This window comes from Luteibacter sp. 9133 (assembly GCF_000800155.1).
GTDB lineage: Bacteria > Pseudomonadota > Gammaproteobacteria > Xanthomonadales > Rhodanobacteraceae > Luteibacter > Luteibacter mycovicinus.
In genome coordinates this window covers 2910083-2935873 of the sequence record NZ_JUHO01000001.1, presented here as the reverse complement: position 1 = coordinate 2935873, position 25791 = coordinate 2910083, and the positions used below count along the sequence as shown (strand labels likewise).

27 protein-coding genes are annotated in these 25791 nt (G+C 65.5%); 18 read left to right on the top strand and 9 right to left on the bottom strand.

Annotated features, from left to right (window positions below; genetic code table 11):
* Nucleotides 1-31 precede the first annotated feature (31 nt).
* On the bottom strand, nt 32-613 hold the full coding sequence (locus FA87_RS12795; RefSeq protein WP_052191346.1) for a C40 family peptidase: 582 nt from the start codon (nt 611-613) through the stop codon (nt 32-34).
* 128 nt (nt 614-741) lie between these two features.
* On the opposite strand from FA87_RS12795, the gene FA87_RS12790 reads away from it, so the two are divergent.
* The 3 genes from FA87_RS12790 to hutG all read left to right on the top strand — a co-directional run bounded on the left by FA87_RS12790 (nt 742) and on the right by hutG (nt 4241).
* Nucleotides 742-2001 carry an FAD-dependent oxidoreductase gene (locus FA87_RS12790; RefSeq protein WP_043695004.1) on the top strand — a complete coding sequence of 420 codons (1260 nt, stop codon included), beginning with the start codon at nt 742-744 and terminating at the stop codon, nt 1999-2001.
* Between the two features lie 67 nt (nt 2002-2068).
* Entirely contained in the window at nt 2069-3430 is a 1362-nt protein-coding gene (gene gorA, locus FA87_RS12785; protein ID WP_197062414.1) for a glutathione-disulfide reductase, read from the top strand.
* Between the two features lie 16 nt (nt 3431-3446).
* On the top strand, nt 3447-4241 hold the full coding sequence (hutG, locus tag FA87_RS12780) for an N-formylglutamate deformylase (RefSeq protein ID WP_043695001.1): 795 nt from the start codon (nt 3447-3449) through the stop codon (nt 4239-4241).
* A gap of 16 nt (nt 4242-4257) precedes the next feature.
* On the opposite strand, the gene FA87_RS12775 is transcribed toward hutG, so the two are convergent.
* Genes FA87_RS12775 through asnS form a run of 6 tightly spaced genes read right to left on the bottom strand, consistent with a single transcriptional unit; the run spans nt 4258 to nt 9522 of the window.
* On the bottom strand, nt 4258-4680 hold the full coding sequence (locus FA87_RS12775) for a RidA family protein (protein ID WP_043694999.1): 423 nt from the start codon (nt 4678-4680) through the stop codon (nt 4258-4260).
* Entirely contained in the window at nt 4670-6121 is a 1452-nt protein-coding gene (locus tag FA87_RS12770; protein ID WP_043694996.1) for an aldehyde dehydrogenase, read from the bottom strand. Before FA87_RS12770 ends, FA87_RS12775 begins: the two co-directional genes overlap by 11 nt.
* Nucleotides 6122-6128: 7 nt before the next feature.
* Entirely contained in the window at nt 6129-6917 is a 789-nt protein-coding gene (locus FA87_RS12765) for an SDR family oxidoreductase (RefSeq protein ID WP_036111673.1), read from the bottom strand.
* A 28-nt stretch (nt 6918-6945) separates the two neighbouring features.
* A complete protein-coding gene (locus FA87_RS12760; protein ID WP_036111675.1) occupies nt 6946-7278 on the bottom strand; it encodes a hypothetical protein in 333 nt (110 codons plus the stop codon).
* Between the two features lie 7 nt (nt 7279-7285).
* Nucleotides 7286-8098, bottom strand: a complete 813-nt coding sequence (locus FA87_RS12755; protein WP_052191345.1) for a MalM family protein — start codon at nt 8096-8098, stop codon at nt 7286-7288.
* A gap of 20 nt (nt 8099-8118) precedes the next feature.
* Nucleotides 8119-9522, bottom strand: a complete 1404-nt coding sequence (gene asnS, locus FA87_RS12750; RefSeq protein WP_043694993.1) for an asparagine--tRNA ligase — start codon at nt 9520-9522, stop codon at nt 8119-8121.
* Between the two features lie 124 nt (nt 9523-9646).
* Here asnS and FA87_RS12745 point away from each other — a divergent pair, with 124 nt between their 5' ends.
* The 10 genes from FA87_RS12745 to radA all read left to right on the top strand — a co-directional run bounded on the left by FA87_RS12745 (nt 9647) and on the right by radA (nt 19177).
* Nucleotides 9647-9973, top strand: a complete 327-nt coding sequence (locus FA87_RS12745; protein ID WP_036111679.1) for an iron-sulfur cluster assembly accessory protein — start codon at nt 9647-9649, stop codon at nt 9971-9973.
* A 254-nt stretch (nt 9974-10227) separates the two neighbouring features.
* Entirely contained in the window at nt 10228-10650 is a 423-nt protein-coding gene (gene rpsF, locus FA87_RS12740; RefSeq protein ID WP_036111682.1) for a 30S ribosomal protein S6, read from the top strand.
* Nucleotides 10651-10665: 15 nt separating this feature from the next.
* Complete coding sequence (rpsR, locus tag FA87_RS12735) at nt 10666-10896, top strand: 30S ribosomal protein S18 (protein ID WP_029214018.1); 231 nt, start codon at nt 10666-10668, stop codon at nt 10894-10896.
* Nucleotides 10897-10974: 78 nt separating this feature from the next.
* A complete protein-coding gene (rplI, locus tag FA87_RS12730; RefSeq protein WP_036111689.1) occupies nt 10975-11421 on the top strand; it encodes a 50S ribosomal protein L9 in 447 nt (148 codons plus the stop codon).
* 396 nt (nt 11422-11817) lie between these two features.
* Nucleotides 11818-13044 carry an alginate export family protein gene (locus FA87_RS12725; RefSeq protein ID WP_156128555.1) on the top strand — a complete coding sequence of 409 codons (1227 nt, stop codon included), beginning with the start codon at nt 11818-11820 and terminating at the stop codon, nt 13042-13044.
* Between the two features lie 120 nt (nt 13045-13164).
* The gene (locus tag FA87_RS12720; protein ID WP_036111694.1) at nt 13165-14595 is read left to right on the top strand and encodes a replicative DNA helicase; all 1431 of its coding nucleotides are present in this window, start codon (nt 13165-13167) and stop codon (nt 14593-14595) included.
* Between the two features lie 61 nt (nt 14596-14656).
* On the top strand, nt 14657-15394 hold the full coding sequence (locus FA87_RS12715) for an SGNH/GDSL hydrolase family protein (RefSeq protein ID WP_239709089.1): 738 nt from the start codon (nt 14657-14659) through the stop codon (nt 15392-15394).
* A 157-nt stretch (nt 15395-15551) separates the two neighbouring features.
* Nucleotides 15552-16520, top strand: a complete 969-nt coding sequence (locus tag FA87_RS12710; protein ID WP_043694981.1) for a CsgG/HfaB family protein — start codon at nt 15552-15554, stop codon at nt 16518-16520.
* A 95-nt stretch (nt 16521-16615) separates the two neighbouring features.
* The gene (alr, locus tag FA87_RS12705) at nt 16616-17704 is read left to right on the top strand and encodes an alanine racemase (RefSeq protein ID WP_043694979.1); all 1089 of its coding nucleotides are present in this window, start codon (nt 16616-16618) and stop codon (nt 17702-17704) included.
* 78 nt (nt 17705-17782) lie between these two features.
* Complete coding sequence (gene radA, locus FA87_RS12700) at nt 17783-19177, top strand: DNA repair protein RadA (protein WP_043694976.1); 1395 nt, start codon at nt 17783-17785, stop codon at nt 19175-19177.
* A 27-nt stretch (nt 19178-19204) separates the two neighbouring features.
* Here the strand turns inward: radA and ccsA are convergent, their stop codons facing one another.
* A complete protein-coding gene (ccsA, locus tag FA87_RS12695; RefSeq protein WP_036111707.1) occupies nt 19205-20002 on the bottom strand; it encodes a cytochrome c biogenesis protein CcsA in 798 nt (265 codons plus the stop codon).
* A 128-nt stretch (nt 20003-20130) separates the two neighbouring features.
* Here ccsA and ffh point away from each other — a divergent pair, with 128 nt between their 5' ends.
* From ffh to rplS, 5 genes are all read left to right on the top strand, one after another.
* Nucleotides 20131-21513 carry a signal recognition particle protein gene (gene ffh, locus FA87_RS12690; protein ID WP_043694974.1) on the top strand — a complete coding sequence of 461 codons (1383 nt, stop codon included), beginning with the start codon at nt 20131-20133 and terminating at the stop codon, nt 21511-21513.
* Between the two features lie 99 nt (nt 21514-21612).
* Entirely contained in the window at nt 21613-21864 is a 252-nt protein-coding gene (gene rpsP / locus FA87_RS12685; protein WP_036111712.1) for a 30S ribosomal protein S16, read from the top strand.
* Entirely contained in the window at nt 21864-22379 is a 516-nt protein-coding gene (rimM, locus tag FA87_RS12680; RefSeq protein ID WP_036111715.1) for a ribosome maturation factor RimM, read from the top strand. The genes rpsP and rimM overlap by 1 nt, the downstream gene beginning before the upstream one ends.
* 17 nt (nt 22380-22396) lie before the next feature.
* On the top strand, nt 22397-23179 hold the full coding sequence (trmD, locus tag FA87_RS12675) for a tRNA (guanosine(37)-N1)-methyltransferase TrmD (protein WP_036111718.1): 783 nt from the start codon (nt 22397-22399) through the stop codon (nt 23177-23179).
* A 10-nt stretch (nt 23180-23189) separates the two neighbouring features.
* A complete protein-coding gene (rplS, locus tag FA87_RS12670; RefSeq protein ID WP_036111719.1) occupies nt 23190-23594 on the top strand; it encodes a 50S ribosomal protein L19 in 405 nt (134 codons plus the stop codon).
* Nucleotides 23595-23650: 56 nt separating this feature from the next.
* Here the strand turns inward: rplS and FA87_RS12665 are convergent, their stop codons facing one another.
* Complete coding sequence (locus tag FA87_RS12665; RefSeq protein WP_043694971.1) at nt 23651-25714, bottom strand: EAL domain-containing protein; 2064 nt, start codon at nt 25712-25714, stop codon at nt 23651-23653.
* Nucleotides 25715-25791: the final 77 nt, after the last annotated feature.

The window sequence follows — 25791 nt, the reverse complement described above, 5'->3', positions numbered from 1 at the left end:
ATGCGGCTTTGCCAGGCTTGTTGTCGTTCGTTCAGTTAAGGACGCGGCGTCCGTAGACGAAGTTCTGCTTCCAGTAAGTGCCGTCCAGGTCGTCCAACCGCACGGTGCCGCCGGAGTTCGGTGCGTGGACGAAACGCCCCTTGCCGACGTAGACGCCCACATGGGTGACATGGCCACGGCCGAAGAACACGAGGTCACCGCTTGCGAGAGCCGACTCATCGACCTTGGGCTTGTCCAGCGCCGCCATTTCCTGGGAGGTGCGTGGCAGGCGAAGGCCGGTCGAGGTCAGATAGATGTAGTTGATCAGTCCGCTGCAGTCGAAGCCGCCCTGCGGGGTGTTTCCGCCCCAGCGGTAAGGCGTGCCGACGAGCCCGATCGCACGGAACAGCACATCGTTGGCGGCATCGGCCGGCGGCGCATCGGCGGGACGCGTCGACCATTCGAGGTTCTTCGCCAGCGGAACCGCCGACGCGGGATTGCGCTGCTGGGAGGACGAGCGCTTCGGCGGGGCGCTGCCGCACGCGGCCAGCAGGCTGAGGCAAACGCCAAGCACGACCGGGCCAAGAAAGCGCGACAGGCGAGGTGATGTAGGTAAAGCGGGATGCACGGGCATATCCCCTGTAAGGATCGGCATGGATCAGACTAGCAAAACCAATGGGTTACAGGGAATACCTGTTAAAGCGCACGAGTTTATGTTCCGGACAGGCCGGCCGCGGCCATTCACACCGTTAAACTACGTGCATGGATAGATCCCGAAGCGATGTGCTGGTCATGGGCGGCGGCGTGATCGGCCTGGCCTGCGCGCTGTACCTGCTGAAGGCCGGAGCCAGCGTGCGGGTGCTGGAACAGGGGCTGCCGGGCAACGGCAGCTCCCACGGCAACTGCGGCACGATCACCCCCAGCCATGCGGGCCCTTTGACCATGCCGGGCATGGTCGGCACCGCGTTGCGTTCGCTCTGGCACCGCGATGCGCCGCTCTACGTGAGCCCCCGGCCGGACATCGCGCGCGCGCGGTGGCTGCTGGGCTTCGCGCGGCGCTGCACGTGGCGTGACTATCAGCAGGCCGGCGAAGCGCGTGGCGCCATCCTGGCCCGATCGCGCGCCCTGCTGGCCGATCTGGTCGCAGGCGACGGCATGGCCTGCGAGTTCGAAGAGGTCGGTGAGCTCTATGTCTATCGCCACGAGCGGAGCGTGCAGGCTGACCGGCCCCATGTGGAACTGCTGCGGCGCCTGGGCATGGACGTCCGCGTGCTGTTGGGTGACGACGTGCTTGCGCTGGAGCCTTCCCTGCGTGACGGCGTGGTGGGCGGCCTGCTGCATCCGGGCGATGCGCGTCTGCGACCCGACCGCTTCGTCGCCGAACTCGCACGGCGCGTGCGCGAACTCGGCGGCGCGATCGAGACGGGCGCGCGCGTGGACGAGTTCGGCTTCGATGGGGCCCGCATTTCACACGTCAGGACCACGCGTGGTGTTTTCTACGCGGATCGCGTGGTGATGGCGCTGGGCGCGTGGTCGCCGTTGCTCGGCAGACTGCTCGACATCCGTCTGCCGATGCAGCCCGGCAAGGGATACTCGCTGACCTGGGACACGCCGCCCGCGCAGTCGCCCACGCATTCGCTCGTGCTACGTGAGGCGGCGGTGTGCGTCACCCCCTGGGCGACCGGTTTCCGGCTCGGCAGCACCATGGAGTTTTCGGGCTTCGACGAAGGGCTCAATCCGGTTCGCCTCGACGCCCTGCGTCGTGGCGCGGCCACCTACCTGCGCGAGCCAGAAGGGCGCGGCGAAGTCACCCCCTGGTGGGGCTGGCGGCCCATGAGCGTCGACGAGCTGCCGATCATCGGTCCGAGCTCGCGCTGGTCCAATCTGGTTTACGCCACGGGGCACGGCATGCTTGGAATCAGCATGTCGGCCGCCACAGGCGAGCTGGTGGCGAACCTCCTTTCCGGGCCCGCGCCGTCACTCGATCCGACCCCCTATGCGCCCTCGCGTTTCGACCTGTGAACCGACGCGCAGTCGTCAACTTCACTCCCGCGGCGCTAGCCTCGCCGTTTGATTTCTGGGAGCTCTTATGACTGTGGAAGCCTTCGACCTCATCGTGATCGGCGGCGGATCGGGCGGCCTCGCGGCGGCGATACGCGCGGCGAAACATGGCGCGAAGGTGGCGCTCGTCGAGCCGTCGGAACTGGGCGGCACGTGCGTTAATGCGGGCTGCGTGCCCAAAAAGGCCATGTGGTACGCGGCGCAGATGTCCGAGGCCCAGTACATCGCTGTGGACTACGGCTTCCATGAGAGGCCCGGCAGTCTCGACTGGCCTCGCTTCATCGACCGACGCGATGACTATATCGAGCATATCCACGCCAGTTACCGTCAGTCGCTCGACAAGGCACACGTCACGCTGGTCCACGAGCGCGCACGCTTCGTCGCGCCGGATCGCGTCCGCGCGGGCGAACGGGAACTCACCGCGCCGCACATCGTTATCGCCACAGGCTCGACACCGAAGAAGCTCGATAAGCCCGGCTTCGACCTCGGTGTGACATCGGACGGGTTCTTCCAGCTGCGCGAATGCCCGAAACGCACGGCGATCGTCGGCGGTGGCTATGTCGCCGTCGAGCTCGCGGGTGTGCTTCGCGCCCTGGGCAGCGAGGTCGACCTGTTCGTCCGCGGGAGGCTGATGAGTGGCTTCGATGAGGAAATCTCGTACCAGCTGGGTGAGGAGATGCAGAAGCATGGCATCGGTATCCATTACACGTGCCAGATCGACGCCGTGCATGAAAAGGACGGCGTTCTTTTGCTCGACTGCGACAAGGGCAGTCATCCCGGTCCCTACGATCTGCTGGTCTGGGCGGTGGGTCGCGAGGCGAATACCGAGTCGCTCGATATCGGCGTCATCGGTCTGGCGACCGATGACGAGGGTCACATCGAAGTCGACGATTTCCAGAACACCAACGTACCCGGGATCTATGCGGTCGGCGACGTGACCCAGCGGCTGGCGCTGACCCCGGTGGCCGTGTCCGCCGGGCGCAAGCTGGCCGACCGGTTGTTTGGAGGAAAACCGAACGCGCGTCTCGACTACCGGAACGTACCTACCGTCGTGTTCTCGCATCCGCCACTGGGCACCGTCGGCATGTCCGAGGAACAGGCCCGGGAGGCCTATGGCGCGGACGTGCACCTGTACAAGCAATCGTTCGTGCCCATGCAGCTCGCCCTGGCGCAGCGGCCGATGAAGGTCCGCTTCAAGCTGATCTGCACCGGCGAGGACTCGCGCATCGTCGGCATGCAGATGCTGGGTCCCGGCGTGGACGAGATCCTCCAGGGCTTCGCCGTGGCCATCAAGATGGGCGCCACCAAGGACGATTTCGACGCGACCCTGGCCGTCCATCCGACCTCGGCCGAAGAGATGGTGACCATGGGCGATCGCGTGCCCGGTTGAGCGCTACACTGAGCCCATGATTCCGTACACCCTTCATCGCGGCAACGCGCCGCTCCTGATCAGCCTGCCGCACAACGGCAGCGCCATTCCCGACGATATCGGCGCCCGCATGAAGCGCCGGGCACGCCGTTCGGTGGACACCGACTGGCACGTGGCCGAGCTTTATGACTTCGCCCGGAGCATGGGCGCCAGCGTCATCAAGCCCTTCGCGTCCCGCTACGTGGTCGATCTCAACCGTCCTTCTGACGGGCATGCCCTGTATCCCGGGCAGGCCGAGACCGGCCTGGCGCCGACGGTCATGTTCGACGGCAGCCCGATCTACCGGCCGGGTGCCGAGCCCGACGCGGCCGAGATCGCCGATCGCGTGACGCGTTGGTGGAAGCCCTATCACCAGGCTCTGGGCGACGAGATCGCCCGCCTGCGCAAGCAGTTCGGACGTGTCGTGCTGTGGGAAGGCCATTCGATCCGCAGTGAAGTGCCGATGCTGTTCGACGGGCGTCTGCCGGATTTCAACATCGGTACGGCGGATGGCGCCAGTTGCTCGCCCGGGTTGCAGGAGGCGCTGGTCGGCGTGCTCGAGGGGCAGGGCGACTACAGCTTTGCCGTCAACGGGCGCTTCAAGGGTGGGCACATCACCCGTCATTACGGACGACCCGACAAGGGTATCGACGCGATCCAGCTCGAGCTGTCGCAGATCAACTACATGGACGAGGAGTCGTTCGAGTATCTGCCCAGGAAGGCGGCCGGGGTGCAGGCGTTGATCGGCGACATGCTGAAGGTGTGTCTGGCTTCGGTTCCGGTGGTTTCCTGAGCCTTTTGGCGAGCGCCTACGAAGCGAATGCGGCCACACACTTCAGCTCGATCGCGATCGCCGTAGGCAGCGCATTCACCTCCACGGTGGTGCGACACGCTTCCACTCCCTCGAACGCCTCCGCGTAAAGCCGGTTATACGTTTCAAAATCGCCCGCCATATCGGTCAGGTAAACCGTCACATCGACCAGGTCCTCGAACCGGGCGCCGCTGGCTTCGAGCACCGCGCGAACATTGGCGAACACCTGGCGGCACTGCGCTTCGATGTCGTGGCTGACGAGCGTTCCGTCCGCATCGACCACGTTGCCGGGGATCGAATTGTCCGCGGGTACACGCGGGCCGATGCCTGAGAGGAACAGCAGCGAGCCCACACGCCGGGCGTGCGGATAAGCGCCGACGGGCTTCGGTGCGCCCCCGACACGGATGACGTCATGACCCATGGTCGATGCAGACATTTCTGGCCTCGGTGAAAAAACGCATGGCTTCGATGCCGCCTTCGCGGCCGATACCCGACTGACCCGAGCCGCCGAAAGGCGTGCGCAGATCGCGCAGCATCCAGCAGTTGACCCAGACGATGCCGAACCGCAGCCGCGCCGAAAACCGGTGTGCCCGCGAAACATCCTGCGTCCACACCGAGGCGGCCAGCCCATAAGGCGTACCGTTGGCGATCGCCAGGGCGTCGTCCTCGCTGTCGAAGGGGATCAGCGTGACGACCGGGCCGAAGATTTCGTCCTGGTTGGTCGCCGCCTCCGGCGCCAGCCCTTCGATGACCGTGGGTGCGACGAACCAGCCCTCTGCGCAGCGACCGTCCACCTGCACGCGCTCTCCCCCTGTCAGCAGACGTCCGCCTTCCTGGCGCGCACGTTCGATGCATCCCATGACCTTGTCGAAGTGCGCCCGCGAGACCAGTGCGCCGAGATCGCTCGTCGCGTCGTTCGGATCGCCGGTACGCAGTGCGCCGACACGCTCCAGGTAGGCCGAGCGAAAACGCTCGTAGATGCTTCGCTGCACCAGCAGGCGCGATCCGCAGAGGCAGATTTCACCCTGGTTCGCGAAGCCCGAGCGGACGATCGTGCTCATCGCCGCGTCGGAGAAATCGAAATCGTCGAAGACGACGGTGGGATTCTTGCCGCCGAGCTCCAGCGACACCTTCTTGAGCTGCGCCGCCGCCGCGGAGGCGATGGCGACACCGGTGCGCGTGCTGCCCGTGAACGAGACGGCCTTGACGCCCTCGTGCGTGACGACCGCCTCGCCGACGGCGGGCCCCGTTCCGTGGACGATGTTGAGGACGCCAGGCGGGAAGCCCGCGTCGCAGGCAAGTGTGCCGAGCAGCCACGCGGTATACGGCGTCACTTCCGAAGGCTTGGCCACCACGGTGTTGCCGGCGGCCAGCGCGGGGGCGATCTTCCACGTGAACAGATAGAGCGGAAGATTCCACGGACTGATGCAGCCGACGACGCCCAGGGGAAGCCGTAGCGTGTAATTGATGGCGCCGCGCTCCATCGCGTGCGACTCGCTGCTCCATTGCGTCGCGGCGGCCGCGAAGAAACGAAGGTTGGCGATCGCACGAGGGATATCCAGTGTGCGTGCGAGAGCGACCGGCTTGCCGCTGTCTTGCGACTCCGCCGCGGCGAAGGCGGCGAGGCGCGCTTCGATCCGATCGGCAAGACGGGACAGGCACGCGGCGCGCGCGTCGGCCGGGGTCGACGCCCATCCGGCGGCGGCCTGTGAGGCGGCGCTCACGGCGTCCGCGACGTCGGCCGCATCGGAATCGGGGCACCGGGCAAAGACGTGGCTCGTGGCCGGGTCGATGACGTCGAGATAGCGATCGCCCCGCGGCGCGCGTGCCTTCCCGTCGATGAGGTTGGCGAGAACGATCATGGCTGCCTCAGTTGAGGTTTCGGGTGCGCCCGCCGTCGACAGCCAGGCTCACGCCATTGACGTAGCCGGCGGCCGGACTGGCCAGGAAGGCGATCGCGGCGGCCACCTCGGCCGGTTCGCCGAAGCGCGCCGCGGGAACGCTGGCGAGCAGATCGCGCTCCACGTCCTCGCGGCTGCGACCGTTCCCGCGCCTGGCCTCGATCAGTTCCTCGGTGCGCGAGGTGCGCGTATAGCCCGGCAGCACGTTGTTCACCGTGATGCCGTCGGCGGCCACTTCCGATGCGAGCGTCTTGGCCCAGCCGGCCGTGGCGGCACGTACGGTATTGGACACGCCCAGGTTCGGGATCGGCGCCTTGACCGAGGTGGAGACGACATTGATCACGCGGCCGTAGTGCGCCTCGCGCATGCCGGGCAGGCAGGCCTGGGTAATGACCTGGGCCGCCAGCACGTGCTGGCGAAAGGCCGTCAGGTAGTCGTCCGGCGCGGCGGACCATGCGGGGCCTGGCGGTGGCCCGCCACTGTTGTTCACCACGATATGCACGGCATGCAGGCTGACCACTCGCGCGATAGCCGTGGTCAGGCCGGCGGTGTCGAGCATGTCGACGGCGAGGTGGTCGTGGGACTGGCCGGCATACCGGGCGGGCAGCTCGCGGGCGAGGGCGGCGAGCGCATCCGCGGAGCGGGAGAGCAGGGTGACGCTGGCGCCCAGTTCGGCCAGCTCGAAGGCGGTGGCGCGGCCGATGCCTTGCGATGCGCCGCAGATCAGCGCGTGTCGACCGGTGAGGCGAAGATCCATGCGAACTCCCTGCGGCGGGTGAAGGGAATTAGTGTTGCTTCATCGCCCACCACTGTAACGCCATCGCGGCCAACCAGCACGGCCACGCGAGCCAGGGGGCACGTCGCCACAAGGCCTGCCAGCGGTTGAGCTGGTCATCGTTGAACAGGGCGGGAGCGTCCGAGCGCAGGACGCGGCGCACGCGCAGCCAGTTGGACAAGCCGTTCGGGCGACCGGAGTCGGCCTCGACGATGGTTTTCCACTGGTCCGGATAGCGCTTGCGCAGTGTCGCCGTGAAGCGCCACTGCGCAACGATGTGCAGGACAAAGAACGCGACGGCGCCCAGCAAGAGAAGAAGATAGAAGAGAACCGCGGTCTGCATGATCGGGTCAGCTGTCCTTGTCTTTTTTCTTCGCGTCGGTGCCGAGAAGATCGGTGGTCACCACATCGCGAATGGTCGATATGACGCCGTTACCCTGCGACGCCTTCGAGCAGACGGCGTTGCCGATCGCCTTCTTGTACGTATCGTTCTGCATGCCCAGGAACAGCACGCCGTCCGGGCCGTGCGGGATCTTGAAGCTTCCCGCCGAGCTCATCTTGACGGGCGCTTCCGCCGAGAAGCTGCTGGGCGACTGCTCCCAGTAGGTCTGGCTCTTCTGCTGCTTGGCCGACGAATACACGACCAGGTAGCGCGCCTTGTCGTCTTCGACCTTGAACTTGCCGAAGGCGCCCGTCGTCTCGTTGGTCCAGCCCATGTATTCGCAGAGCTGGATGTCTTCCGCGTGCAGCGGCTGGAAGGCGTCGTCCAGCAGCACCATGGTCGGGGCGAAGAGGTAGCTGGAGCTGAGCCAGCGGCCGTTGAGTTCGGCTTTCAGCGCGATCGTGTACGGAATCTGCGCGCCCGCCGGCAGGCGGAACGCGAGGAAGTAGCTGCGGTCGCCGTTGAGATTGGCGACCGGGCTGTCCTTCGTCAGTTCGAACCGCTGCGGCTGCCAGGGCAGCATGTCCTGGTAGGAGAGGTCGGCGAAGCTGCCACAGCACGGCGAGGCGTCTTCGAGCGACTTGCGTGCGGCGTCGATCGCGGCCGTCGTTTTTTCCGGCGGACGGAAGTTCGGCGGCACGATCGCGCCCATCGTATGGCAGGCGGCGAGGCCCAGCAGGGCCACGGCGATCAACAGGGGACGTACGACGTGTGGGGGCATGGTCTTCAGTCGGGGAATGATCAGAACTCGGCGCTCCCTGCCGCGCGAGGGTAGGGGATGGCGTCACGGATGTTGGCCAGACCGCAGACGTAGACCAGCAGGCGCTCGAAGCCCAGACCGAAGCCGGCATGCGGCACGGTGCCGTAGCGGCGCAGGTCGCGGTACCAGTTGTAGGTGTCCTTATCGAGCTTGAACTGGTCCATGCGGCGGTCGAGGTAGTCCAGGCGTTCCTCGCGCTGAGCACCGCCGATGATCTCGCCGATGCCGGGTGCGAGGACGTCCATGGCCGCCACGGTCTTGCCGTCGTCGTTGAGGCGCATATAGAACGCCTTGATCTCTTCGGGGTAGTTCATGACGACCACGGGACGGCCGATATGTTCCTCGGCGAGGTAGCGCTCGTGCTCGGTCTGCAGGTCGATACCCCAGGCGACCGGGTGTTCGAATTTTTTTCCGGACTTCTGCAGGATCTCGACGGCCTCGGTGTACTGGATGCGCTCGAACGGCTTGGCGATGAACGCTTCCAGGCGCGTGATGGCGTCCGGCTGCACGCGCTCGGCGAAGAACGCCATATCGTCCTGGCGCTCGTCCAGCACGGCCTTGAAGATGCCCTTGAGGAACAGCTCGGCCAGATCGGCGTTGTCGTTCAGGTCGGCGAAGGCCACTTCGGGCTCGACCATCCAGAACTCGGCCAGATGGCGCGTGGTGTTGGAGTTTTCGGCGCGGAAGGTGGGGCCGAACGTGTACACCTTGCTCATCGCCATGGCATAGCCTTCGACGTTGAGCTGGCCGGACACGGTGAGGAAGGCCTCGCGACCGAAGAAGTCCTTCTTCCAGTCGATGCCGCCCTTGTCGTCGCGCGGCAGGTTGGCCAGGTCGAGCGTGGAAAGGCGGAACATGTCACCGGCGCCTTCGGCGTCGGAGGTGGTGATGATCGGCGTGTTGATCCAGAAGAAGCCCTGCTCCGTCAGGATCCGGTGGATCGCCATCATCATGGTGTGGCGGACGCGGGTGACGGCCCCGAACAGGTTGGTGCGCGGGCGCAGGTGGGCGACCTCGCGCAGGAACTCCATCGAGTGCTGCTTTGGCTGAATGGGGTAGGTGAGCGGGTTCTCGACGAAACCGGTGACCTCGATGCGGGTGGCCTGGATCTCGAACGCCTGGCCCTTGCCCTGCGAAGGCACGAGCCTGCCGGTGGCGATCACGCCGGCGCCGGCGGAAAGATGCTTAACGTCGGTCTCGTAGTTGGCGAGATCCGAGGTGGCGACCACCTGGATGGGGGCGAAGCAGGAGCCATCGCTCACGTTAACGAAGGAGAGGCCACCCTTGGACTCGCGCAGGGTGCGCACCCAGCCGCGGACCGTGACTTCGTGTTCGCCTGCGGTCGTACCGCCGGCGAGGGCCTGCTTGACGCTTACCACCGTCATCGATTGAAACTCCAGAAAAGGCGCCGCACATAGGGAGGGCGCGTGGGACGCGACCTTGCATGATAATGTAAGGGTCACGTGAACGGCACCGTTCCCGGGTATATCACGGTAATAAAACGATTTCATGAGCATCCAGATCACTCCCGCCGCCTCCGACCGCATGCGAGCCTTCCTGTCCCGGGCGCCTGAGGCCGCGGGCGTGCGTTTTTCCGTCAAGCGAATGGGCTGCTCGGGCTTCGGCTACGTGGTCGACCTGGCCGGCGCCATCGCCGCCGAGGACCAGGTGCTCGATATCGATGGGATCCGCGTCGTGGTCGACCCGAAGAGCCTGCCCCTGGTCGACGGCACTCTGATCGACTTCCAGCGCCAGGGCCTGAACGCCTCGTTCGTCTTCCACAACCCCAACGCCACCGGCGAATGCGGCTGCGGCGAAAGCTTCACCGTCTCGTAAGCCTCGCCGGTAGGAGCGCGCCCCGCGCGCGATGCCTCATGCCAAGCCGTCCGCGCCAGCTCCCGGGCCCGGGGACGGGATTTTCGCGAGCAGGGCTCGCTCCTGCCCAGCGGCGGCTGCGCCTCCGCTTGCGGTAGCCCCCTGAATCTCCTTACAATGCGCGGCTGGCCCTCCCCAAAGGAGGGTCTTCTTGCCTCACCGCACGTCGCGGGAGGCTGCCATCCCCGGAAGGGGTGCATCCACAAGGAGTCACCATGCGTCATTACGAAGTCGTGTTCCTGGTCCATCCGGACCAGAGCGAACAGGTGCCCGCCATGATCGAGCGCTACAAGGCGCTGATCGAAGGCGACAACGGCACGATCCACCGTCTGGAAGACTGGGGCCGCCGTCAGCTGGCTTACCCGATCGCCAACCTCGCCAAGGCTCACTACGTGATGCTGAACATCGAGGTTTCGCAGAACGCCCTGAACGAGCTCGAGACGGGCTTCCGTTTCAACGACGCTGTCCTGCGCCACCTCGTGGTCCGCCGCGACGAAGCCGACACCGAGCCGTCCTTCATCCTGAAGAGCAAGGAAAAGGATGAGCAGAAGGGTTCGCGTCGCCGTGACGACGACAGCGACGGCGACGACCGCCGTGGTGGTCGCGACAACGACAACGATCGCGACAGCGACGACTAATCGGGGATCACAGACATGTCCAAGTTCTTCCGCCGCCGTAAGTTCTGCCGCTTCACCGCTGAAGGCGTGAAAGAGATCGATTACAAGGATCTCAACACCCTGCGTCAGTACGTGACCGAGAACGGCAAGATCGTCCCGAGCCGCATCACCGGCACGAAGGCCCGCTACCAGCGTCAGCTGGCGACCGCGATCAAGCGCGCTCGCTTCCTCTCGCTGCTGCCGTACACCGACAACCACGACGTCTGATTTTTCAGGCGTCTCATTTCGGACAACCGTCCTGGCTGCATGGGGCCCAACCCGTGCTAACGAAAGTAAGGAATATTTATGGAACTCATTCTCCTCGAGAAGGTGAAGAACCTCGGCAACCTCGGCGACAAGGTCAGCGTCAAGCCGGGTTACGGTCGTAACTTCCTCCTCCCGACCGGCAAGGCCGCTCGCGCGACCGCCGCCAACCTCGAAGCGTTCGAAGCACGTCGTGCCGAGTACGAAGCCAAGGCCAAGGAACAGCTGGCCGGCGCCGAGGGTCGTGCCGCCAAGCTCGACGGCGCGGAAGTCACCATCGAAGTCAACGCTTCGCCGGAAGGCAAGCTGTTCGGCTCGGTGACCCCGCGTGACGTGGCCGAGGCATTTGTCGCCAAGGGCTACGAAGTCGACAAGAGCGAAGTGATCCAGGCCGAAGGCCCGTTCCGCAACACCGGCGAATACGATGTCACCATCGTGCTCCACGCCGATATCCAGCAGACGGTCAAGGTCAAGGTCGTCGGCGCGTAAGCACCGGCTACCGGCAACACCGAAGCGGGCGCCCTTGTGGCGCCCGTTTTTTTTGCCTCGCGCCGATGGACTCGGACATGCCGCGCTCCGGCAGGAGCCAGCCCTTCCGCGCTCCGGCAGGAGCCAGCCCTTCCGTGCTCCGGCAGGAGCCGCCGTTCCTTGCTCCGGTAGGAGCCAGCCCTGCTGGCGACAGCCAACGAAGCGGCGAAGCGGCAACCCTCAATTTGCGTAACATCTCACAAGCCAACGCAGCATCCGTCATCGCCAGGCGTCCGCCTCCCCCAGCCAAAGCCCCACCCAGCGCGGCTTCCGTCAAATCCCGTCCGCCTCCCATTGGCTCCCGCCAACTCCCCCACCTAAAGTCACGCCTTTTGCGCAGTCAGCAAGCGAGCGGTCATGGGCAAGTGGTGGTGGCGGTCATGCATGGGCGTGGCTGGCGGTTCGATCATGGGAATGTCGGCCTGGGCTGCCGATGCGCCGGTCGAGGCGGAAAGCGCGCCCTACATCGAGGCACGCTACCGTTACAGCAATCTCCATTCCGACGGTGCGCCTAAGCGAGGTCACGCCAACACGTTGCGCACGCAGCTTGGCTATCACTGGGTGATCGGCAACGGCTGGAGCGTTTACGGCGAAGGCACCCGCACGTGGGCGCTGTTCGGTCAGCAATACGATGATGGCTCGGCCCGTATCACCCCCTATCCCACCGAAGCGGATCCCGCCTCCACCGGCGTGTCCAATGCGTGGGCGGAGTACCGCGACGATGCTTTCGCCGCGCGCGCTGGACGCCAGTACGTGCTTCTCGATGCCGGCCGTTTCATAAGCAACAACCCATGGCGGCAGAACCTGCAATCCTACGACGGTGTGCAGCTGTCCTGGAAAGCGTGGCAGGGAGCCGACCTGCGCTACTACTGGCTCGGCCGCGCGAACCGTACGCCTGGGTTCGATTTTCACGACCGTGACCAGCGTCGGTGGAAGCTCGCAGCGCACCTGCTGCACCTGGATCAGGCGTTGCCGGTAGGTAAGCTGGCCGCCTACGGTTATTTCATCCGCAACGACACGGTGGCCGCCAACTCCACGAAGACGGTCGGCGCGCGCTGGACGGGCTCCTACCAGCCCGCTGCCAGCGCGGCGAAACTGGGCTGGACAGTGGACGTGGCCCGTCAGTACGACTACGCGAATAACCCCGCGCGGTTCAGTCTGGGCTACCACCTGTTCGAGGTGAGCTACGGCCGGCCAGCACTTTCCGGGCGCGCCGGTGAGGAGAAGCTTGACGGCAACGGGCGCAACGCGGTCAACGTCGCCTACGGCGCGGCTCGCGCCTTCAACGGCTGGGTGGTGGCCTTCCGCATTCCCCGCACCGGCTTACGCGAACGCTACGTCGGTGTTCTCGGCAGCGTCGATGCGGGCCGCCGGATAAGCTGGCAGGTCACGTCGCGCCATTTCCGGGCAGAGAAGGGCGGTGCGCTGCTGGGCCGTGAACTGGATGCGGGCGTGCTGGTGGGGCTGGCCAGGGGCCTGACGCTGGACATCCAATACGGCGACTACCGTGCCGCGACGCACGGCGTCGACGAGCGAAAACTCTGGCTCATCGGTGAATACCGCTTTGGCCAGGCGCCGCGCTGATCGGATAACCCACAAGTTATCCACAGACTTATCCTCTCAAGGTTTGCGACCGGGGCGCGTATCATGGCGTCACGGCGACCCGGGCCCGGGTCATCAGCCGACGGCATGACGAGGTAAACGATGTCCTTCAATCCAGAGCGTGGCGAGCGCGGTGAGCGCGGCGACCGCAAGCGCCGCCGCGAGCGCGAGCCCAGCGCTTTCGAGTCCCTTCGCATCCCGCCACACTCCATCGAGGCGGAACAGGCCGTCCTGGGCGGCCTGATGTTGTCTCCGGACTCGCTGGACAAGGTGGCCGACAAGCTGACCGACGACGACTTCTACCGCAAGGACCATCGTCTGATCTGGCGCGCCATCAACGAGCTGGCCAACAAGGGCATGCCCTGCGACGCCATCACGCTGGGCGACTGGTTCGTCGCCAACGAAATGGCCGAGATGGTCGGCGGTGCCAGCTACCTGATGGAACTGGCCAACTCCACGCCCAGCGCAGCCAATATCGCCGCTTATGGCGATATCGTGCGCGAAAAGTCGGTACTGCGCATGCTGATCGACGCGGGTACGTCGATCACCGAGGACGGTTTCCGTCCCGAAGGCAAAAGCGTTCAGGAGGTGATGGAGCTCGCCGAGCAGCGCGTGTTCCGTATCGCGGAATCGGGCGCGCGCGGCAAGAAAGACATCGTCTCCGTACGCGAAGCCGTGGGCGAGGCCTTCCGCATGCTGACCGAGCGCTATGAAAAGCGCGGCCAGCTCACCGGTCTGTCCACTGGTTTCACCGATCTCGACGAACTGACCTCGGGCTTGCAGCCGTCCGACCTGGTCATCATCGCGGCTCGTCCGTCGATGGGTAAGACGGCGTTCGCACTCAACCTCGCCGAAGCGGCGGCGATGCGCGGCAAGAAGGCCGTCGCGGTGTTCTCGATGGAAATGTCGGCCTCACAGCTGGCCTTCCGTCTGATCTCGTCGCTCGGTCGCGTGCACGCGCAGCACCTGCGAAACGGCGATCTGGCCGAAGAAGACTGGCCGCGCGTCACGTCGGCGATCACCATGCTCTCCGATGCGAAGATCTTCATCGACGACACGCCAGCCATGTCGCCGGTGGAAATGCGCTCGCGTTCGCGTCGTCTGCAGCGCGAACACGGGCTGGGCCTGATCGTGATCGATTACCTGCAGCTGATGCAGGTGCCCGGCAACAGCGAAAACCGCGCGACGGAAATCTCGGAAATTTCCCGCGGCCTCAAGGCGCTGGCGAAGGAACTCAACGTGCCGGTGATCGCGTTGTCGCAGCTGAACCGCTCATTGGAGCAGCGCGCCGACAAGCGTCCGATGATGTCCGATCTTCGCGAGTCCGGCGCTATCGAGCAGGATGCGGACGTCATCATGTTCATCTACCGCGACGAGTACTACAACAAGGAATCGCCCGATAAGGGCCTGGCCGAAATCATCATCGGCAAGCAGCGTAACGGTCCGACGGACACGGTGAAGCTGGCCTTCCTCGGTCACTACACCAAGTTCGAGAACTGGACGCCGGAATCCTACGTGGGGTCGTTCGACTAGCTTGCTGCTTTGGTTGTCTTTCATGCGTCGGGGTGGGGTCATGAGGCTCAGGTTGTGGGGAATGTCGCTGCTCATGCTCGCCACCGACGTGTCGGCGGCCGAACGTATCGCACTGCCCGACCACCCCACGGCCGACCAGCGCGCGGACATCGAGCAGCGCCTCAACGACTGGCCGCTGCTGGCGCGGTTCGCGAAGGACAACGCAACTTATCCGCCGCCCCGGGCCGGGGAGAAGCGCGTCATCTTCTTCGGCGACTCGATCACCGATTTCTGGGGGCGGCCCATCGGCGAGTTTTTCCCGGGCCGTGGCTACATCAACCGCGGGATCAGCGGCCAGACGACGGCGCAGATGCTGGTTCGCTTTCGCGCCGACGTGATCGCCCTGAAGCCGGCGGTCGTGGTGATCCTCGCCGGGACGAACGACATCGCGGGAAACACCGGCGCGTCGTCGCTGGGCATGATCGAGGACAATCTGTCGTCGATGACCGAGCTGGCCCGGGCGCATGGTATCCATGTCGTCCTCGCTTCGTTGCTGCCCGTCAGCGATGCGGTCATCAAGGATCAGACGGTGCGCCGGCCGCCCTCGGCGATTCGTGCCCTGAATGCATGGATCCGTCAGTACGCGGGAGCGGAGCATCTCGTGTTGCTCGATTACGCGCCAGCGATGTCGGACGGCGCGGGCGCCCTGAAGGTCGACTTGACGGACGATGGGTTGCATCCGAACGCGAAGGGCTATGCCGTGATGGCGCCGCTTGCTCAGAAAGCCGTCGATGCCGCTTTGGCGGCGGCGATTGATTAACGCGTTGGCAAATTCCTACAGCATTTTAGGACAACGCCCAACAGACGCACGCCTGCCTGATCGCTAGCATCGTCCGCTCATTCGACGGCCTTTTCCCGCGTGCGTCCGGGCAGGGTCAAGGTCGTTCAGGGCCGGACGCATCAGGACAGAATCCATCATGGAAATTACCTTCAGGCACGCCGGTGTGGCGTCGCTTGCGCTTGGCCTCACCCTTACGCTTTCCGCGTGCGCCGCCACCAACCCGCTCGTCGCCAAAACGCAGAAGGAGCACGAAGCAAAGGTCGCCGCCATTCCCAAATGCGCACGCAAGCTCGGAAGCATCTCGGTGCTCGAGCCCGAGGGCGACGTGCACTGGTGGACGCAGCAGCAGCTGCCGTCGCCGACCAAACTCATCAAGGTGTTCGTCAACAAGTCCGGCTGCTTCACACTGGTGGATCGCGGCACGGGCATGAGCGCGGCGATGCGCGAGCGTGCGCTTGCGGCCGGAGGTGAACTCCGTGGTGGCGCCAACGTCGGCAAGGGGCAGGTCAAGGCGGCGGACTATGTCATGGTCCCCGATCTGGTCTCGGCCAACGGCAATGCCGGCGGCAGCGCGCTCGGCGCGCTGGCAGGTGGTCTTATCGGAGGTGGTGCCGGGCGCCTCGTCGGTTCCATCAACATCAGTTCCAAGACGTCGGACGTGGTGCTCACCGTCACCGATGTGCGCTCGTCCGAGCAGGTCGCGATGGCGGAAGGCCATGGCGAGAAGAATGACATCGGCCTCGGGGCCCGCGGCTCGTTCTTCGGCAGTCAGGGTATGGGCGGCGCCGGCATCGGTGGCTACGCCAACACCACGATCGGCCAGGTCATCACCATGGCCTATCTCGATGCCTACACCAAGCTGGTCAACGAAATGGGCGGCATGCCGGGCAACGCGTCCGCAGCGAATGCGCGGCAGTCCGGCACGGTTCGCGTGGCGACGCGCATGTTCGCCACCTCCAGCATGAAGGGCAAGGCCGTGCGCTCGCTCGAGCCCGGCATGACGGTCTATCCGACGGGCGACAAGGTCGGAGTCATCTGGGAGGTCGAGGACGAGCACGGCAACCGTGGCTGGATCTCGTCGGAAAACTTCGACCTGGCGCGCTGACCGGCCGGTAACCGCCACCCTCGCGCCACACGGCTGCCCGGTCGATCCGGCTAGACTGGGCAGTCTTCTTCGTCAGCGTTGCCGCATTCAAGCCCATGAGCCGTACCACCGTCGCCACTATCCATCTCGGTGCCTTGCGCCATAACCTCGCTCGCGTGAGGTCGCTGGCGGGTACCGCGAAAGTCATGGCGGTGGTGAAGGCCGACGCGTACGGGCATGGCCTCGAGCGCGTGGCCCGCGCACTGGACGGCGAAGCCGAGGCCTTTGCGGTCGCGGCCATTGCGGATGGTCTGCGGCTTCGCGCGGCCGGTCACCGGCAGCGCATCGTCGTTCTCTCCGGCCCCGACACCTCGTCCGATATCGCGGAAATGCAGCGCCTCCGGCTGGACGCGCTGATCCATCACGATGCCCAGCTGCCCTGGCTGGCGAAGGCCGATCCTTCGCGAGGTCCGCTGCGGGTCTGGATCAAGGTCGACACGGGCATGCACCGGCTCGGTTTCGATCCGGTGCGTGCACGTGAGGTGCATGCGGCTTTGTCGGCCATGCCAGCCATCGACCCTGAGCTGGGACTGATGACGCATTTCGCGTCGTCGGAGGAATTCGAGGGGCGCGAGACCGCCTTGCAGATCGCCCGGTTCCGCGCGGCGACCGAAGGACTCGACGGCCCGCGAGCGCTGTCCAACTCCGCCGCGGTGCTCGGCTGGCCGGATGCGCGCGCCGACTGGGTTCGCACAGGCGGCCTGCTCTACGGACTTTCCGTGGTCGAGGGCAAATCCGGTAGCGATTTCGGCTTCCGTCCCGTCATGACCCTCGCCACCCGTCTCGTAGCGATCAATCGCCTCGCAAAGGGGGAGCGTGTCGGCTACAACGGCACCTACGAGTGCCCTGAAGACATGCCGGTCGGCGTGGCCGCCATCGGCTACGGGGATGGTTATCCACGCAGTGCCGCCCCCGGCACGCCGGTGTCGATCCATGGCCGCCTGGCGCCGCTGATCGGCCGGGTCTCCATGGATCTCATCACGATCGACCTGCGCGGCATACCCGAAGCGCGTACCGGCGACCGCGTGACGTTGTGGGGTGACGAGCTTCCGGTCGAGACGGTGGCGGCGTCGGCGGGTACGATCTCGTATGACCTGACCTGTGGCATGACCCGTCGGGTACTGTTCGTCGAAGACGAAACCTGAGCGAGCGTCACCCGCGTATCGGTCCCTGCGACAGCGCTGTGCGATACAGCCTCATCCACTTCACGGAATTCCCCGACGATGGCCAAGGCCAAGACCGCTTACGTGTGCACCCAGTGCGGTGCCGAGCACAGCAAATGGCAGGGCCAGTGCGCTGAATGCAACGAATGGAACGTCCTCACCGAATTCGTCGTGCAGCCCGCCAAGCCCGCGGCGGTGTCATCGCCGGGTGCCCGGCGCGGCGGTTATGCGGGGGATGCCGCGGGCGCGCCGAGGATCACGCCACTCACCGAGGTCCTGCTGACGGCCGAAGCCCGCACGAATACCGGCATAGGCGAGCTCGATCGCGTGCTCGGCGGCGGTCTGGTCGATGGCTCGGTGGTGCTTATCGGCGGCGATCCGGGGATCGGCAAGTCGACCCTGCTGCTGCAGATGCTCGGCACGCTGGGTGCCGTGTTGCCAAGCCTGTATGTCACGGGCGAAGAATCGCTGAGTCAGGTGGCGAGCCGCGCGCAGCGCCTCGATTTACCGCTGGCGCCTTTGCATGCGCTGGCGGAAACCTGCATCGAGCGGATTCTCGAGCAGGCGGTGACTGCGCGGCCGCGCGTCCTGGTGATCGACTCGATCCAGACGATCTGGACCGAGATGCTCACCGCCGCACCGGGGTCCGTCAGCCAGGTGCGCGAGTCCGCCGCTAAGCTCACGCGGTTCGCCAAGGAAACCGGCACCTCGGTCTTTCTGGTCGGCCATGTGACGAAAGAGGGCGGCATCGCCGGACCGCGCGTGCTTGAGCATATGGTCGACGCCGTCCTGTATTTCGAAGGCGAGTCGGGCAGCCGTTTCCGCGTGCTGCGCGCGTTCAAGAACCGCTTCGGCGCCGTCAACGAGCTGGGCGTGTTCGCCATGTCCGAGAAAGGTCTGCGCGAAGTCCCGAACCCCTCGGCCATTTTTCTTTCCTCCCATGCGGGCCCCACGCCCGGCAGTGCGGTCATGGTGACCCGCGAAGGCACACGGCCGTTGCTGGTCGAGGTCCAGGCGCTGGTCGATCAGTCGTCGCTGGGTAACCCCCGGCGCGTGGTGCTGGGGCTGGAGCAGAACCGTCTGGCCATGTTGCTCGCCGTCCTTCATCGCCACGGCGGTGTGGCGGCATATGACCAGGACGTCTTCGTCAACGTGGTTGGCGGTATTCGTGTTCAGGAGACGGCATCCGATGTTCCGGTGATCATGGCGGTGCTGTCCAGCCTGCGCGATCGTCCCCTGCCCGAAAAGACCATCGCCTTTGGTGAAGTCGGTCTGTCCGGTGAGATCCGCCCGGTGCCCAATGGCGAGGAGCGGCTGAAGGAAGCGGCGACGCACGGTTTTCGTCGTGCCATCGTGCCGGCCGCCAACGCGCCCAGGCGCGGTCGCGTGGGCGACATGGAAGTCATCGGGGTTGAGCGGTTGTCACAGGCGCTGGACGCGAGCCGGGACGCGTAAGCCGCGAGGGCGCAAGGACGCGCGCGCTTATGCCGTGCGGTGCAGGATGAGCTCCAGCACCGCCTTGGTGCCGAAGAACGCCAGCAGCAGGAACGCCATGCCGGCCAGCGTCCAGTACACGGCACGAATGCCGCGCCAGCCGTAGCGCCACCGTCCCCAGAGCAGGACCCCGAAGACGATCCAGGCGATGATCGAGAGCACCGTCTTATGGACGAGGTGCTGCCCGAACAGGTCGCCGACGAACAGGGCGCCGGTCACCAGGGTCAGCGTGAGCAGCACGAAGCCGACCGCGATCAGACGGAACAGCAGTACTTCGGTCAGCGTGAGCGGGGGCAGGGCGCGCAGCCAGTGGCCGAACTTGCTCCGGCGCAGTGCGCGCTCCTGAATCGCCAGCAGGATGGCCAGGGCGGCGGCGATCGACAGGATGCCGAAGGCCAGCACGGCGATGGTGACGTGCAGCTCGATCTGCCAGGTCATGATGCCGGGCGCGGTGTGAGGCGCCAGAAACGTATCGACCGCCAGGAAGATCGCGGAGAGCGGGAAGATCAGGATGCCCAGCCCCGCGACCGGCCGGGACAGGTTGACCGCCAGCGTCAGTGCCGAGGCGATCCAGGCGACCAGCGACAGGGCGGCGAAGAAATGCAGATCCAGCGTGCCGCGGTGGGCACTGAGCAGGACGGCGCCGTGGGCGAGGGCGGCGACGGTCGCCAGCAGGGCGCCCGCACGGGCGAGCGGCTGCCCGCCCGTGACCAGTGGCCGCGCGAGGACACCGGCGGCGGACAGGTAGAGGGCGATGGCGGCCAGCGTAAGGGCGGTGACGATCATGACTGCGGAGTGTGGCATAGCCGCCCGGGGTCGTGAATGCGACACAGTGGCATTTGCTCGTCCAAGCCCTTTGCGCGTCCCGCGTCAGCTATAATTCGTCGTTTACAGAATCGCCGACCCGACTCGCCATGTTCGAATCGCTCAGTAATCGCCTCTCCGATACCGTCAACCGCCTGCGTGGTCGCGGCCGGCTGACCGAGGAAAACATTCGCGAAACCCTGCGCGAAGTCCGCATCGCCCTGCTCGAGGCCGACGTGGCCCTGCCGGTGGTGAAGGCGCTGATCGAGCGGGTAAAGGTCCGCGCCGTCGGGCAGGACGTTCTGAAGAGCCTGTCGCCGGGCCAGGCGCTGATCAAGGTCGTCAGCGACGAACTGACCGCGGTCATGGGTCAGGCCAACACCGAGCTGAATCTCGCCGCCACGCCTCCCGCCATCGTTCTGATGGCCGGTCTGCAGGGTGCGGGTAAGACCACCACGGTCGGCAAGCTGGCCCGTTTCCTCAGGGAGCGGAAGAAGAAGCGCGTCATGGTGGTCAGCTGCGACGTGTATCGTCCCGCCGCCATCGAGCAGCTGCGCACGCTGGCCGAGCAGGTCGACGTCACCTTCTTCCCGTCGGAAGCCGGCCAGAATCCGGTCGATATCGCGAAGGCCGCGGTTGCCGCCGCCCGTCGCGAAGTGATGGACGTGCTGCTGGTCGATACCGCGGGCCGTCTGCATATCGACGACGCGATGATGGACGAGATCACGGCGCTGCACGGTGCCCTGAACCCCATCGAGACCCTGTTCGTGGTCGACTCGATGACCGGTCAGGATGCGGCCAATGTGGCCAAGGCGTTCTCGGACGCCTTGCCGCTGACCGGTGTGATCCTGACCAAAACGGACGGTGACGCCCGTGGCGGCGCCGCCCTGTCGGTGCGCTACATCACGGGTCGCCCGATCAAGTTCCTCGGTGCGGGCGAGAAGTCCGACGCCCTCGAGCCGTTCCATCCCGATCGCCTCGCGCAGCGTATCCTCGGCATGGGCGACGTCCTGTCGCTGGTCGAGGAAGTCGAGCGCAAGGTCGACCAGGAAAAAGCCCAGAAGCTGGCCGAGAAGGTCATCAAGGGCAAGCGTTTCGATCTGAACGACATGCGCGACCAGCTCGAGCAGATGTCGAACATGGGCGGCCTGGCCGGTCTCATGGACAAACTGCCCGGCATGGGCAACATCCCGGACAGCGTCAAGTCCAAGGTCAACGACAACGAGCTGAAGCGCATGGTCGCTATCATCGGCTCGATGACGAAGAAGGAGCGTCGGCACCCCGATCTCCTGAACGGATCGCGCAAAGCCCGTGTGGCGCGTGGTTCGGGCACGCAGCCGGCGGACGTCAACCGCCTGCTGAAGCAGTACATGCAGATGGAAAAGATGATGTCCAAGCTGTCCAAGGGCGGCAGCAAGGGTCTCCTCCGTCAGATGCGTGGGGCGATGAAGGGTATGGGCGGTATGGGCGGCGGTTTGCCGCCGATGCGCTAAGCCCCTTCCATTTTCTACAACTTTCGCTAAAATGCCGGGTTTACCGCGCCCGCTTCTCGCGCGCGCCTTGCCGGCACACGGCATTCTGGAGCTCGTAATATGGTTAAGATTCGTCTTTCGCGCGGTGGCGCCAAGGGCCGTCCGTTTTATCACATCGTTGTGACCGACCAGCGCAGCCCGCGCGACGGTCGTAACATCGAGCGTGTCGGCTACTACAACCCGGTCGCCTCGGGCGCTGATAAGCGTCTCGAGCTCGACGTCGCCAAGGTCCAGGCCTGGGTCGGCAAGGGTGCGCAGCTGACCGACAAGGTCCGTGCCCTCGTGAAGGAAGCCGGCAAGCTGGCTGCTTGATGTCGACGGAGTCCGGTAAGCGCGTCCGTCTGGGGCGCATTGTCGGGCTCTACGGTGTGCAGGGCCAGGTCAAGCTCGAAAGCTGGACCGAGCCCCGCATCCAGATCTTCCGCTACCAGCCATGGCTGCTCACCGCGCCGGGTGTGGAAAAGGAAATCGGCGGAGTCCGTGGACGCGCGCAGGGCAAAGGTCTCGTGGCCAGCCTTCCGGGCGTCGAGGATCGCGATCAGGCGACAGCCCTCATCGGTTGTGAGATCACGGTCTCGCGCGATGTGCTGCCGCCTCCCGCTCCGGGCGAGTTCTACTGGACCGACCTCGAAGGCCTCGAGGTCGTTACCACGGAAAACGTCGTTCTCGGTCGGGTGAATCATCTGTTCGCCACCGGCGCCAACGACGTCATGGTGGTGAAGGATGGTGACAAGGAACGCCTGATTCCGTTCGTCCAGGGCCCCTACGTGCACGCTATCGACTTCGACAGCGCCCGCATCGTGGTGGACTGGGACCCCGAGTTCTAAGGCGACGAATCCAGGTCATGCGTATCGATGTGGTTTCGTTGTTTCCCGATTTCGTCCGCCAGTCGGCCGCGGTCGGGGTGGTCGGAAGGGCGCAGCAACGCGAGTTGTTACAGGTGGAAACCTGGAACCCCCGCGATTTCGCTCCCGACAGGCATCGCACCGTGGACGGCCGCCCTTTTGGCGGTGGGCCGGGCATGGTGATGCTGATCGATCCTTTGCGAGCGGCGCTCGCAGCGGTTCGTGAGGCGGCACCGGAACCGGTGCACGTGATTTATCTCAGCCCGCAAGGTGCGCGGCTGACGCAGAAGAGGACCGAGGCGCTGGCAAACATGCCGCGAATCGCCCTGATCTGCGGACGTTACGAGGGCGTGGACGAGCGCCTGCTGGAGCACGAGGTCGACGAAGAGCTTTCAATCGGCGATTATGTGCTGTCTGGCGGGGAGCTTGCCGCAGCGGTGGTTATCGACGCGGTGGGTCGTCTTCAGGAAGGTGCGTTGAACGACGCGCAATCCGCCCAGCAGGACTCCTTCTCGGATGGTCTGCTGGATTGCCCGCATTACACCCGTCCCGAGCATCACGATGCCTGGGGCGGCGTGCCGGAGGTGCTGCTTTCCGGCGATCACGCGGCTATTCGCCGCTGGCGTCGAAAACAGTCGCTGGGTCGTACCTGGCTGCGCCGGCCGGATCTGCTAACGCAGCGTGCGCTCGATGATGAATCGAGGGCATTGCTTGATGAATTCCGCCGTGAATACGAACGGCCAAACGGTGCGGCCGGAAACGACCGCCGTAACAAAAATTGACAGGTGTGCCATGAACAAACTCCTCCAACAGTTCGAAGCCGAGCAGATCACCCGCCAGCTGCCGGATTTCGGTCCTGGCGACACCGTGATCGTCAACGTCAAGGTGAAGGAAGGTAACCGCGAGCGCGTACAGGCGTTCGAAGGTATCGTCATCGCCAAGCGCAGCCGCGGCCTGCACTCCGCCTTCACCGTGCGCAAGATCTCGCACGGCACCGGCGTGGAGCGCGTGTTCCAGTCGCACAGCCGCGCCATCGACTCGGTCGAAGTGAAGCGCAAGGGTAAGGTCCGCGGCGCCAAGCTGTACTACCTGCGTGGTCTCGAAGGTAAGGCTGCCCGCATCAAGGAAGACATCGCCGCCGCCGCCGCTGCGAAGGTCGCCAAGAAGGCCGCTGCCGCCGCTGCCGCCGCCGAGTAATCGGCTGCCGCAAGGCACACGAAAAAGCCCGCGAGCGATCGCGGGCTTTTTCGTTGTCAGACCGGCATGTATTCCTCGGCCAGCACCTTGGCGGGCTCCTGCAGGAAGTTGCCCTGCACGAAGTCCACGCCGCAGGCGAACAGCAGTGAGGTGCTCACCGCGTCCTCGACCCATTCGGCGATGGTCTGCTTGCCCGAAGTGTGGCCTTCCTTGCAGATCTCCGCGATCTTCTTCTGATTTTCCGGATGCTGCGGGAGATCCGTCATGAAGCTGCGGTCGATCTTGAGGAAGTCGGCTTCGATGTGATTGAGCATCTGGAATGAGTTGAGGCCGGAGCCGAACTGTTCGATGCCGAACTTGCCGCCCGCCTTGCGCCACGTCGAGACGAATTCCTGGGTCGGGCGCAGGCTGGTGAGCACCTTGGATTCCGGCATCTCGATGACCAGCGTGCTGCGACGTAGCCTGGCCGTATCCAGACGCCGACAGAGCCAGGGCAGCAGATCGCGGTCTTCCAGCGACTGCTGGGTCATCTTCACGAAATACGTGGTCGTCAGACCGTCGTTTTCGCGATGCACCAGCGCGTCGATCGCGTGCCCCAGAACCCAGCGGTCGATCGCGGGCAGCAGGCCGTTACGCTCCGCCACCGGGAAGAAATACGACGGCAGGACATCGCCCTTGGGCCCGCGCATGCGGACCAGGATCTCGTAGAACTCGCCGGCGGCATCCTGCAGGCTGATGATCTGCTGGTGATAGAGGCGCAGGCCGTCTTTCGCCAGCGCGTCGCGGACGAGGTCCAGCCAGTACTGCTCGCGCTCGGCGTCGGCCTTCTCGCGTGCGCTCGGGTCGTGCAGTTCGACCCGGTTGCCGCCCTGGTTCTGGGCGTTGCGAAGCGCTGCGCTGGCCTGGTCGAGCACGGTGTCGCTGTTGGCGTTCTTCTCGGCCAGCAGGGTGCCGCCGATGGTGATCGTGACGGTCAGCGAGCGGGAGCCCGCATCGAAGATGTGCTCGGAGATCGCGGTGCGCAGGCGCTCGGTGAGAGCCGCGTGTTCCAGATCGCCGCGCGGCCCGAGGATCAGGCCGAGCGTATGGTCGCCAAGGACGCCGGCGACATCCTCGTCGTCGATGGATTCCGCGATGCGCGTGGCGATGGCCGCCAGCAGGGAATCCGCGTTGCCGATGCCGGCGCTGGTGACGATGTCCTTCCAGTTGTCCGGCTCGATGAGCAGGACGGCCTGGCCCTCGCGGCCGGCGGCCGCGGCAGCCACGGCTTCATCCACGTGCTCCAGGGTGCGCGCGCGATTGAACAGGCCGGTGACCGGGTCGCGTTGCAGCTGGGCGACCAGTGCGGCGTCGACGATCTGCTGACGGAAGACGATCTGCAGGCAGGCTTCGCTTTCGAAGGTGGCGTGGGCGAATTCCACCATCGCGGTGAAGGTGCTGCCGTCATCGCGGCGCGCCAGCAGTTCGATCGGCGGGGGCGACTTGTCGCCCCTGGAAAGGCCGCGCAGCGTCGTCTTGAAGTCGTCCGCGTGCGTACCGGCGATCAGGTCGAGGATGGGCAGGCCCAGGATATCGTCGAAGTCGGCAAAGCCGAAGGCATCGAGGTAGGCCTGATTCACACGCACGTGCATGCCTTCGTGCACGTAGGCGATGGCATCGCGCGACGAATCGAGCAGGGAGTCGCAGCGTCGCTCGGTCTCGCGCAGCGACGTCTCGAGGCGACGCACCTGGCGCCGCGTCGAGAGCGACTCGAACTCGCGCAGGACGATCGCAAGGATCTGGTCCGGGCGCTTGCGCAACGCCACGCCGCGGCAGCCGTTGGCGAAGAGATCGGCGACCGCATCGTCCTGCAGGCCATCGACGATGGCGATGAGCGCGAGGTCGCGGCCGCTGGCATCGAGCTGGCGCATGACGGCACCGGCATCGATGCCGGGCACGTTCGGATTCAGAAGCACCAGGTCGGGCACGAGCTCGTCGAGCGAGGCCTGGATGCCCGCCGCGTCGACCGCCCGGGCGGGGCGCACGGCGATGCCGCCATTGCGCAGTACGTTGATCAAAAGCTCGGCGTCTTCCACCGAGTCTTCGATGAAGAGGATCCTGATGACGTTGTCGTGTTTCATGCCGTTCCGCTTACCGCTGTTCCACCCGACGAACCCGTGAACCGGCCCGCTCCCCCCTTGTCGCGGCCCGGTCACTC